This window comes from Streptomyces sp. A0642, assembly GCF_004795105.1.
Lineage (GTDB): Bacteria > Actinomycetota > Actinomycetes > Streptomycetales > Streptomycetaceae > Streptomyces.
In genome coordinates this window covers 271,631-282,887 of the sequence record NZ_SSBL01000001.1, presented here as the reverse complement: position 1 = coordinate 282,887, position 11,257 = coordinate 271,631, and the positions used below count along the sequence as shown (strand labels likewise).

Sequence of the window (11,257 nt, the reverse complement as noted above, 5' to 3'; positions counted from 1 at the left end):
TACTTATCAGCCCACATGGCCCGACACGCCAGGGATGGACAACACGATATGTATTTGTTGTGAAGGGTGGAAGGAATGGGGCGAAAGGGTGCTCAGGATGAGGCATTCCCTGACTCTGCACCGGCTCCCGCCCGGAGCTCCTTCAGGAAGAGCGAGTCGAGCACAGCCCACTCCGTGGCCCGGTCCACCACCTCCACCGTGCGCCCGTCCAGCGACGGCGTCTGCTTCGGGTCCTCCATCGGGCACAGCCACCACAGTCCGTGCGGGATCTGGGCGGGACGGCGGGCCGCCTGCTGCAGCGTCACCAGCAGGTCGTGGCCACCGCCGTCGAAGTAGCGGGCGAGGAGCCCCGCGTTGTGGACGAACAGCACCGTCTTGGAACCCGCCTCCTCCGCCATGCCGACGAGGCGCTCCGACATCCGCCCGGTGACCCGTTGGACGTACGAGCGCAGGCCCGGTTTCAGCTCTCCGCTGCCGGTGAAGGCGGAGTCCGCGCGCAGCACCTTGGACCAGTCGGTGTTCAACTCGTCGGCCAGCGCACGGAAGATGTTCAGGAACTCCTGGTTGAAGTCCACCGGGACGACTTCGAAGCCGGCTGCCACCGCAGCAGCGGCACCCGGCAGGTCGGCGCCCTTGAGGGTCAGTGCGAGGAAGCCCCCGCGCTCGACGGACGTGGTGAGCCTGGTGCGCAGCACGGCCTGTGGGTCCCGCCCGGCCGCCGCCGCTGTCCGGGCCTCAGCGACGAGCACGCTGGTCCGGGTGAAGGTGGAGCTCGACCAGCGTGCTCCCTCGACCACCGGAGGGAAGAAGCGCCGGCGAACGGTGTCGTATTCCAGCGGGAAGCCGGCTTCCTTGAGCGCGTCCTCGATCTCGATGTGCGTGGGCGCGTCGGGCACCGGCACCGTCGGGAACCGTGCCTTCACGCGGGCTACGAGTTCGCTGATCGAGATGCCTGTCTCCCGGCGTACTCCGGCGGCGGCCTGCGAGATACGCAGAGCACGGGCCAGCCCGAGGGCCTTGGGGTAGATCTCCAGCCGTGGGGACGCGGAGGCATGCCGGGCGACCACTGCGGCGAGGCTGACCAGGCGGGTGTCGGCGAGCGGAGTCATCCCGCTGGGCGCAGCGACCTCGCGCAGGGTGCGCACGACAGTGGCCCGGCCCGGCAGCGGGTCCTCATCGGCCAGCCGGTCGGCCTCCGCGCCGAGGGCTGCCGCGTAGTCGGCCAGCTCCTGAGGGGTGGGATCGTCCGTACCCGGCAGCGAGTCGAGCGCCAGGAGGACTCGGGAGCCGCGGCGCAGCACTTCGAGGCGCGGATCGTGTTCGGTGCCGCGCTGAAGTGCCTCGGCGTCGGCGGCTGCGCGGACGACGGCCAGAGCCTTGGCCAGGGTGCGCTCAGAGGTGTCGTCCCCCGCGCCGTGCCTCACACGGAGTTCGGCAGCCGCTTCCTGGACCGTCATCACGCGCCCCGACTGAGCCAGGATCTGCACCAGCTCGTCTCGGATCTGCGGGATCCAGTCGGTGGCGGCCCACTCCTCGATGGCGGCCACGTGATGGCGTGAGACGGTGGCCTGACTGCTGCCGAGGTGCTTGGCGATGACCGTCTGCGGTGGCCATGCCCCGAGCGGGGAGAGGCCGCCGCCGTCGGCGGCCGAGCTCGGCAGGCCGAGAGTGAGACGGATGATATCGGGGCGCAGGTTGCCCTTGCGGGCAGGTCCCGGTGTGAGGCGTGAGGCGAGCGAGTCGACGGTTTCGGCGGCGACGAGGTGCGCCTGTGCCTGGGCATCAGTGGCCAGGGGCGGCGTCACGGGGGTCGCTGCCCTGGTGGCGGGCTCCGCGGGCGGCCGTCGCAGCATTGCCGTCCACTGCTTGTGGCGACGGTTGAGCTCTCTGCGTACGAGCGTTCCCGCACCACGAGCACGGGCGATCGTGTGCGGGGGGACGTCCAGCAGCTCGCCGACGGTCACCGCACCCAGGCCGTTGGCGACGGAGACAGCGCGCGGGGAGAGCCCGGCCGCCTCCAGGGCGGTGACGGATTCAGCGGCGGCGGCAGCGGTTTCCCGGGCCTCCTCCGTGGTGGCGGCCACCGCCCCGACGGTCGCCGGGGTGGTCGCCGGCTTCGCCGAGTCAGCGGTACGGAAGATCTGCCGCCACGCGTCCTCCATCTGCTTGAAGGTGTCGAAGCGGTGGTCGACGTCACGGTGCAGGGCACGCTGGAAGAAGACGGTGAGACCGTCACGGAGTCCCGGCTCGAACAGCTCGGCCGCGACGAACAGCTCGACGTCCTCACTCATGCGAGGGTCGGTCTGGCCGTCACCCCAGACGGGACGTTCTCCCGACGCCATCTCGTGCAAGGTCACCGCTGCCGCGTAACGCTCGGCATGATCGTCGTACAGCGAGCGGCGGGTGCTGCCGAGGAACGGATCGAGGTAGCCGCGCGTGCCCGCTGTGATGTCGCGCTCGGAGGCGTCCGCGAGGGAGAAGTCGAAGAGCAGCAGCTCCCACGATCCATCGTTGCGCTTGTGCAGGCCGAGGTTGTCCGGCTTGATGTCGCGGTGCCGGGTGCCCTTGGCGGCGAGTTGGTCGAGCGCGATGAAGAGGTCGTTGCCGTACCGCTCCAACTGGTCGTATGTCAGACGGCCCTCGCCGCGCAGCCGTGCGCCGAGAGAGGACTCGCCCGCGTATTCGAGTTCCAGGACGGTGTGTCCGGCGATCTCGCGGGGTTCTTCGAGGAGCCTGATGATCCTGCCGCCGCCCACCGCCTTGAGTGCCTGGGCTTCCGCGTACAACCGGGCGCTCTTGTCCTGGTCGAGCGCGACCTTGAAGACGCGTTCCTCGACGACCGCTCTGCCATCCGGTCCTTCGGCCTCTTCCACCACCCGCTCGACCAGCAGTGCGCGGGCCGTGGCTCCCGTTCCGAGTACCCGGCGGACCGTCCAGGTCTCATCGACCGGCTGCCCGGGCACCGCCGTCAGGGGGTCGGTCTCGACGGACGCGGACTGGTCGGGAACGGTGGTCTGCTGTTCGGCCTCGTTCAGCAGGTCCAGGAAGCGCTCCGCTGACGGCAGCCGGTCCACGACTTCCGCACGCGTGGCTCGATAGACGAGGTCGTCGAGGCTGTCGGAGAGCCCGTCCGCCACTGCGTAGGGGTGCAGCCCGCCCTCTGTGGACAGCCGCTCGATCAGCGAGCTGCGCCGGTCAGCCGGAGGCTCCCCTGTGAGCAGCAGATACGCGAGCGATCCCAGTCCGAAAAGGTCCAGGTCTACCGGATCGGCGAACTCCTGATCGGTCTCCGGCGCCAGGAATACCTGGGCGGCGTCTTCGATCAGGGTGCCGTCGAGCGGGGTATCGCCGATGGAGCGCATCGACGTGGTCTCGAAATCCCGTGCGGCCGTCTGCCAGTCCGTGATCCTGACCACGGGATCGGAGCCGTCCTCGTCGGCCGAGACATACACCGACCGTGCGGCGAGCGCGCGGTGGTAGAGGGAGCGGTTATGTGCGTAGCGGAGTGCCTCGGCGAGCTGACGCACCAGGTCAAGTCTGGTCTCCGGGGTCAGTTGGCCGCCGTAGGCATCCAAGTACGCGTCGAGCCGCAGGTCGGAATGGCGGTGGCGGAAAAGAATCGCGGGGCCGCCCTGGTGCTGGCGGATCTGCACAGCCTGCGCGATGCCTCGGTGCGTGATCCCCTGGAGCACCTGGTACTCCCGGCGGGCTGCGCGATCCGCGGCCCGCCTGGCCGCCTCCCCGGCCAACTGCTCCACGAGGTATATCCGGACGCGTCCGCCTTCCTGGACCAGCCCGTCATCACGGACAGCCAGACGGTCCTCCCAGCCGGGGCCCGCGTCCAGCACGCCGGGTTCCAATTTCCAGTCCTCGCCGTACCGGAGGTGTGCGGTGGAGTCGCTGATGCCGATCTTCTGCATCAGCTGCTCCAGCAGCTGCGCCGACTGCGGGGTGACACGCCAGCTCTCGCGCTCCGGCGGCTTGCCGAGCAGGTCGTCCCAGATCCTGTCCAGTCCGCCGGCCCCGTCGTTGCGGCCGTACACATTGATGCGCTGGAACTCGTCGAGTCCGCTCACCAGGCCGGGCGCATGGAGGAACACCGCAGGCTTGATGAACGGAACACGTCGTGGATCGACGCCCATGGAACGTGCGGCTCGCTCCAACTGGCCCTTGAGCTCCTTGCACTTCAGATCGGTGAGGTGCAGCGGGTTCTTGAGCGTGCGGACACGGTCATCGTGGAACTGCCAGGTGTCCCCGTGGTTGACGACTCGGCCGGGATGCCCCTTGAGCTCCAGCAGATACAGACCACCGGGAACCGCGATGAAGAGGTCACACTCGTTGGTGCGGCCGGACGCAGCGGTGAAAGAGAACGTGGCCCAGGCACGGTACGGCTCGGCAGCCGGCATCAGCTGCCGGACGTGATCGAGCCCTTCCTGTTCCCACGAGAAGGTGGAACGGCGCGACTGATACCAACGCTCCTTGCGCGGGGGGCCCGGCTTCGGGGCCGAAGGCGTTCCTGCTGCCGTCACGGGTCCGACCTCCGCGGTATCCATCGCGCTCTGTGAACGCACACACAATCCCGCCCGACCCTACCTCGGGCCCGACCTGCTGACCCGTCCCCGTCGGGCGAGCGTCCGGCCGACCGTAGACCTTGTCGGGGCATTGGTTCGCCTCTCCGGCGGTGCGATAGTTTTGCTGTGCGCCGCGCGCCCTCCCCGGAGGGTGTACGGGGTACGGTCCTGCGTTGCACAAGATTTCGGCGGTCCGGTGGCCTCACTTCGGTGAGTACGGAGAGTTCCCGGTTGGGAGCCTTCCCTTCCACTCGCCTCCCGAAGGAGATGCTCTCCGCATGACCCTCCCCAAGTACACGCCCGCACGCCGCACCTGGGTACGCGACATCCTCATCGGCGTCGCCTCCGGCCTCGGCTCGGACCTGGTGTGGAATGCCGTGCAGGCAGCAGCGCACCTTCTCGGCTAGCCGAGGGGCGGCGGGTCCGGGGACCCGCCATCACCCGTACTGCCGCAGAGCAGCCGCGAGAGCCACTTTCGGGTCGCGATTGCTGCTCAAGATCGACTGATCCCGGCTAGGGTACGTCGAAGTCATTGCGGCCCGACGGGCTTCCGTTCAGGAAACGCCCCCACCCGCACGAGATCCATCGTGCCTGTGGGGAACTCCCTTTGCTGCTTCGCAAGTCGGCTGCTGAACTGAGCCCGCTCATCGTCCCCGTCGGCAGAGACCATCTTCCTCTCACCGAGCGGTTGATCAACGAGTACGTGCAGTCTCACCCCAACAAGAAGCAGCCGAATAAAGGTTTGATCGCTTCCTGGGATCACAGCCTGCCGGAAGTCATCAACGTACTCATCGCCCTCGGACTCGATTCGGTCGAGGTGCTCATCGAATACTCCACACCCGGAATGTCCGGTGACGCCGATGTCATCCTCGCCGGGCAGCATCCGATGTCCGAGGATCTTTCCTACGTCGTCATCGAGCTGAAGCAGTGGCACAAGGCGGTGGTGTCACCGACAAACCCGATCGCTGTGGACGCCGGCTACGACAAGCCAAAGCTCCATCCCGTGCGCCAGGTGCAGCGCTACTGCGAGTACCTCGTGCAGCACCTCGCACCGCTGCGCGGTTCACAGCAGCGGATCGCCGGCGTCGCCCTGCTCCACAACGCCAGTGCCGAGGTCGCTTCACTCTTCGACTTGCCGCAGAGCGACCATGGCCGCCTGTACACGAGGGACCAGCTCGGTGCGTTCAGAGGTTTCATCGCCTCACGGCTGGCTCCCGGCGGGTCAGGAAGTCACGCGGCCGACGTGTTGTGCCAGGCCCAGCAGTACGAAGCACCGTCGTCGAGCGAAGCCTTCAGCCGGGTGGGAAGTCCGCACCCTGTGTTCGCTCTCCAGAAGGAGCAGGAGATCGCCTTTCAGGAGGTCCGGCACAAGGTGCGCACCCGCGGATCGATGAGCGGTCGCAAGAAGGTCGTCATCATCCAGGGTGGCCCCGGCAGCGGGAAGACCGCCGTTGCCGTCGAACTCCTGCGTTCCCTCAAGCAGGAGGGACACCACGTCGTACATGCCAGCGGTTCCCGATCCTTCACCAAGAACCTGCGTAAGGCCGCTGTCGACGCCGCGCCTTACGGAAAGCGGGGGGCTGCCGACAAGCAGTCCCGCAAGGACTACAGGTACTTCCAGCAGTTCGGTCATCTGGAGGAGAACTCGCTGGAAGTACTCATCTGCGACGAGGCGCATCGGGTGCGGGAGAAGTCGGACGGCCGGGACGTCAAGAAGTGGGTCAAGGAACGAGGTCTTCCGCAGGCGGACGAGCTGATCCGCGTCGCTGAGATGCCGGTCTTCCTGCTCGATGACTGGCAGTCCCTTCGCCCGGACGAAGTCGGCACCGTCGACTATCTCGTCGAGCGAGCCATGGCTTGCGACTGTGACTACGAAGTTGTCGAGCTGCCCGGAATGTTCCGCGCGGAAGGCAGTATCGCCTTTCGCGAGTGGGTGACGAAGCTTCTCAGTCTCAAAGCCACCACAGCGCCTGCGTGGGTGCCGGACGGTCGCATCGACGTCCGGTTGGCGGACAGCCCGGAGGACATGGAGGCCTTCCTCATGGAACGCATGGAGAAGGACGGAGCCCGTGCGCGCATGACGGCAGGTTTCTGTTGGGAGTGGAAGACACCCAGCGATGGCCAGCTGCTGGTGGAGGTCCAGATCGATGGGTGGCACAGGCCCTGGAATGCCAAGGACGGCGTTCAGCTCGACAGTGTGCCGGAGTCGAGCCAATGGGCGACGGATCCGCGAGGCTTCGGGCAGATCGGCTGCATCTACACAGCGCAGAACTTCGAGTTCGACTGGACCGGAGTCATCATCGGTCCTGACCTGGTCTGGCAGAACGGACGCTTCACTGTGGACCGGGCCAAGACCCATGACGGCAAGCTCAAGCAGAAGACTGTGAGTGACGCGCAGGTGGACCGCTTGGTTCGGCACGCCTATCACGTCCTGCTGACCCGAGCGCGGACCGGGATCGTCATCTACTCACAGGACGAAGACACCCGCAACGCCCTGCGCACTCTGATCTCAGGCACAGTCGCCGACTCCCCCTTGGCCAAACCGAAGAAGCGGAAGCTCCCGCCCCTGGTAACGGAGGTCGAACAAGCCGTGGCACAGCAGCTCACGATAGAGTTCGACTAATCGTCATTGCGGCCCGACGGGCTTCCGCTCCGCTCCGGCGGAGCCTCGAAGGACATGCCCCCACCCGCACGAGTTCCTTCGTGCTGCCTGGGAGCATCCGTTGCTGTTCCGCGAGTCCGCCGCCGCGGTCGCCGCCGAGTGCCTGTCCGGCTCTCTCTTCCTCCGACTGGCTGAGCAATTCGTCCACGTGCACGGTTACAGGCCCAGCCCTTCCGAGGCACGCTCTTGGGAGCGCAGCATCCCCGTGCTGGCCAACGCACTCAACGAAGCCGGTCTCGACCAGGTGGAGGTGCTACTGGAGTACGGATTGCCACTCAACAGCAAGCGCGCTGACGCAGTGCTGGCTGGTGTGCATCCCAAGACAGGAGAGCCGTCGTACGTCGTCGTCGAACTCAAACAGTGGAGCAGCGCCGAGCCGGACGACGAAGATCCGTCTCTGTGCCGCATCGATGCATACGCCCGGCCCGTACTCAATCCTGTCGACCAGGTTCGCGCCTACTGCCAGTATCTGGTCTCGTTCAACGGGGCGGTCTCGGAGCACCCTCACCGGATTTCCGGAGCCGCATATCTGCACAACGCGACTGAATTCGGGGTCAGAGGGCTGTTCGAGGCCGAGCAGGACGCTTTTGGTCAGCTGTTCATCGGTGCGAGGCGTGGCGAGTTCGTTGACTATCTGCGTACGAAGCTGGGGAAGGAATCCGGAGCATCTGCAGCCGATGAGTTCCTGACCGGAAAGATCGGCCCTTCCCGTCAACTGATGGCCGTGGCTGCTCAAGAGGTGCGCGAACGGGAACAGTTCGTGTTGCTGGACGAGCAGCGGGTGGCGTACCGGACAGTGCTCAACGCGGTGCGACGGGCGAAGCAGTCCGACCACAAAGAGGTCGTGGTTGTCACCGGTGGTCCGGGAACCGGAAAGAGCGTCATCGCGCTCTCTTTGCTCGGTGAATTGTATCGCCAAGGAACCACAGCTCTGCACGCGACCGGGTCGAACTCCTTCACCACGACCATGCGCAAGGTCGCCGGGGCCCGGAAGCGCGAAGTGCAGGACCTCTTCAAGTATTTCAACAGCTTCATGACCGCCGAGAGAAACAGTCTCGACGTGCTGATCTGTGACGAGGCGCATCGCATGAGGGAAACCTCGGCGAACCGCTACACCCCGGCAGCGGGACGCACCGGCAAGGCGCAGATCGAGGAACTGATCGACGTGGCAAGGGTGCCCGTCTTCCTGCTCGATGAGCACCAGGTCGTACGGCCAGGAGAGATGGGTACCGTCGCAGAGATCAGGGCCATCGCCGCAGCCCGGGGTCTGCGCTGCCAAGTGGTCCCATTGGATGCACAGTTCAGGTGTGGTGGCAGTGATGCCTACCTCCGATGGACTGTCCGCCTGCTGGGACTGGAACCGGGAGGCCCTGTGCAGTGGGATCCGGACGACAGGATGCAAATCATCGTCGCGGACAGCCCAGAGGAGATGGAAGATTTCCTGGAAAGCCGCCGAGAACAAGGTTTCGGTGCGCGCATATCGGCGGGCTACTGCTGGAAGTGGTCAAAGAAGGTTCCGCCCGGGCAGGCTCTGCCTGCAGATGTTGTCATCGGTGGCTGGGAACGGCCGTGGAACGTCTTCGGCGACAGATCGGTCGCGGGTGCACCTCCAGCTGCACTCTGGGCAACCGATCCCGCAGGCTTCGGCCAGGTGGGATGCGTATACACCGCTCAAGGGTTTGAGTACGACTGGAGCGGCGTGATCCTGGGCCCCGACCTCGTATGGCGCGAGGATCGCTGGGTGACGGACCGGACTGCTTCCAAGGACCCTGCTTTCAAGAAGTCCACGCCTGACGCAGATGTGGACCGACTCATTCGCAACACATACAAAGTGTTGTTGACACGTGGCATGGTCGGCACAGTGGTGTACTCCACTGACCCCGCTACGCGCGCGAAGTTGCGCCAGTTGGTCCGAGCCGAAGAGGACACAGCATTCTCCGAGCCCCACCCAAAGGCCCCGCCCCGGAGCCGGTCCGCCTTCTCGGCGTCGTCAGTGGCACGGTGATGATCAGCGACCCCAGTTCGTCCGGTTTGCATGGCAGACCATCATCAAATGTCAGCGCTCATCGCCGGGTACGAGCGGCTGACGCGGCTTGCGCAGGTGCGACCGTCCCCCCGGCGCCGTTGGCACCGGGGGGACGGTGGCTCGGCCGGCGCGAGCCGACGTACCCAGCGGTCAGAGCTGGCTGACCGGGCGCATGGCCAGACCCTCCGTGCCCGCCCAGCCGTTCACCCGCGCCGCGTCGTCGTAGGAGACGGAGCGCAGACCGCGCGGCAGGTGGAAGACGAGCGTGCCGCTGAGCTCGGTGCCCTCGCCGGCGACCAGGGTGGCGGTGAACCGGTCGGCCTGGTCGTACTCCGCCTCGCCTCCCTCGTCGTTGCCGAAGACGTACAGGCCGGCGTACCCCTTGCCGCCTCCCTCGACGACGACGGGCTCGGTGTCCGGTTCTCCGAGCGGCTCGACGACCGGAGCGTCGTCACCGGCTCCGAGCCGCACCTGCGGTGCGTCGTTCAGGACGCACGGCGACTTGCTGCCGTTGGTGACCGTCAGCAGGAAGTGCCGGGGCGTCTCCCCGGACGCGTCCTGGAGCTCGACCGCGGTGGTGAGGTCGGCGGCCTGCAGTCCGGGTGGTCGGTGCCGTTGCCGCCGCCGGTTTCGCCGCTGTCCCCGGTCGCGTCGTCGGGCGTGCTGCTCGCGCCGGTGCCCGTGTCGCCGGAGGGCGAGGCGCTCTTCTTCGACGGGTTCTTCCCCGCCGAGGCGGTGCCCGTCGGGGCGGCGGCGTTGTCGTCCTCCCCGGACGGCTGGCAGGCGGTGGTCCCCAGCAGGGCCGCGGCCACCGCCGCCCCGAGGAGGGTGCCGCGCAGGGCCCTACGTACGGAACCGGAGCCGACTGTCTTCGCGTTCATGCTGCGTTCCTCTTCCCCCGTGGCCGGCCTGTCGGCCGGCGTCACTGGCGATTCTGACCGTGGCCCGTCGCTCGGGTCACCCACGGTCCGGCTTTGTTACCGCCCGTGCACGAACTGGCTGCCGGGGTGTGACGAAGTCCGCGGCGAGCGCCGCCGCGGACGCCGTCCAGGGACCGTCCGGGACGCGGCCGCTCATGACCGTCCGGGGGGCGGCCGCCCCACATGACCACCCGGGGGCCACGGCCGCCCATGATGGAATCGTCCCGGCGCCGGCCCTCGGGGCCCCGGCACCGTCACCCATCACCGTCACGCATCGACCCGAGGAGACCCGCGCTCCATGCCCGTGCACGCGCTCGCCCACTCGCCGCTCTCCCCCACCGTGGTCCGGGAGTTGCTGGCCATGCCCGCCCTGCCGGCCGTCCCGGAGGAGGAGTTCGACGAGTACAGCGAGAAGGAGCTGGGCTGGGCGTACACCTCTCTCGTCTGCGACGCGGTCCTCACCCGGCACCACCACGTCCTGTGGTACGAGGGCGACCCGCTCGGCGACCCCGGTTCCACGCTGATCCTGACGTTCGGCGAGGCGTACCCCGTCAACCCGCCGGATCCCGAGGAGTACGGTCATGACGCGCTCGTCGCACTCGTCGGGAAGTGGGCCGCACTGCCGGGCTGGGACCTTCTCCGGGAACCGGACGAAGCGGAGTGCGAGGCCGTGCTCGACCGAGCGGCGGAGGTCGTCACCGGCGAACTCGGTCCGCCGCTGCGCGTCCTGCGCTCCAACGACTGGCTCGGCATGGGGCCTCATCTGCGCTGCCGGATATGGCGGCGGGGCGAACACGGCGTCGTGCTCGCCCCTCGCGAGGACGGCGGCCCGTACGGCTATCTGACCCACCTGGTCCTGACCGTGCACCCCTGGCCGGCGGACGAGGAGCTGCCCGCCTCGGACGAGGACTGCCTGCGATGGGTACGGGACCGCATCATCCTGTGACGCCGCCCGAACGGCCGCCGGAGCCCGGTGCCTCCGAGATCTGACCGACGGATTCACCCCCGGCCGGACGAGTCCCCGTCGTGCGGGACCGTCGCCGCGCTCATCGGCGTGGAGGCCCCTGCCGCGCCTCCA

The 11,257-nt window shown here is 67.5% G+C and carries 7 protein-coding genes; 4 read left to right on the top strand and 3 right to left on the bottom strand.

The window, feature by feature from the left end:
- Positions 1–92 precede the first annotated feature (92 nt).
- Positions 93–4,529 (bottom strand): BREX system serine/threonine kinase PglW, encoded by a 4,437-nt coding sequence (gene pglW, locus E6R60_RS01200; protein WP_240802342.1) that lies wholly within the window; start codon positions 4,527–4,529, stop codon positions 93–95.
- Between the two features lie 320 nt (positions 4,530–4,849).
- Between pglW and E6R60_RS37130 the strand changes: the two genes are divergently transcribed.
- The 3 genes from E6R60_RS37130 to E6R60_RS01190 all read left to right on the top strand — a co-directional run bounded on the left by E6R60_RS37130 (position 4,850) and on the right by E6R60_RS01190 (position 9,238).
- Positions 4,850–4,978 carry a DUF6408 family protein gene (locus E6R60_RS37130; RefSeq protein WP_240802341.1) on the top strand — a complete coding sequence of 43 codons (129 nt, stop codon included), beginning with the start codon at positions 4,850–4,852 and terminating at the stop codon, positions 4,976–4,978.
- A 200-nt stretch (positions 4,979–5,178) separates the two neighbouring features.
- Positions 5,179–7,194 carry a DUF2075 domain-containing protein gene (locus tag E6R60_RS01195; RefSeq protein ID WP_136324444.1) on the top strand — a complete coding sequence of 672 codons (2,016 nt, stop codon included), beginning with the start codon at positions 5,179–5,181 and terminating at the stop codon, positions 7,192–7,194.
- A gap of 100 nt (positions 7,195–7,294) precedes the next feature.
- On the top strand, positions 7,295–9,238 hold the full coding sequence (locus tag E6R60_RS01190) for a DUF2075 domain-containing protein (RefSeq protein WP_136324443.1): 1,944 nt from the start codon (positions 7,295–7,297) through the stop codon (positions 9,236–9,238).
- A 171-nt stretch (positions 9,239–9,409) separates the two neighbouring features.
- On the opposite strand, the gene E6R60_RS01185 is transcribed toward E6R60_RS01190, so the two are convergent.
- Positions 9,410–9,856 carry a DUF4232 domain-containing protein gene (locus E6R60_RS01185; protein ID WP_240802372.1) on the bottom strand — a complete coding sequence of 149 codons (447 nt, stop codon included), beginning with the start codon at positions 9,854–9,856 and terminating at the stop codon, positions 9,410–9,412.
- Complete coding sequence (locus tag E6R60_RS37125; protein WP_240802340.1) at positions 9,781–10,140, bottom strand: hypothetical protein; 360 nt, start codon at positions 10,138–10,140, stop codon at positions 9,781–9,783. Before E6R60_RS37125 ends, E6R60_RS01185 begins: the two co-directional genes overlap by 76 nt.
- A gap of 337 nt (positions 10,141–10,477) precedes the next feature.
- On the opposite strand from E6R60_RS37125, the gene E6R60_RS01180 reads away from it, so the two are divergent.
- Entirely contained in the window at positions 10,478–11,125 is a 648-nt protein-coding gene (locus E6R60_RS01180) for a hypothetical protein (protein ID WP_136324441.1), read from the top strand.
- Positions 11,126–11,257: the final 132 nt, after the last annotated feature.

Bases quoted from the DNA above. Each gene is read 5' to 3' on its own strand.
- E6R60_RS37130 (WP_240802341.1), top strand. From the start codon at position 4,850: ATGACCCTCCCCAAGTACACGCCCGCACGCCGCACCTGGGTACGCGAC.
- E6R60_RS37125 (WP_240802340.1), bottom strand. From the start codon at position 10,140: ATGAACGCGAAGACAGTCGGCTCCGGTTCCGTACGTAGGGCCCTGCGC.
- E6R60_RS01180 (WP_136324441.1), top strand. From the start codon at position 10,478: ATGCCCGTGCACGCGCTCGCCCACTCGCCGCTCTCCCCCACCGTGGTC.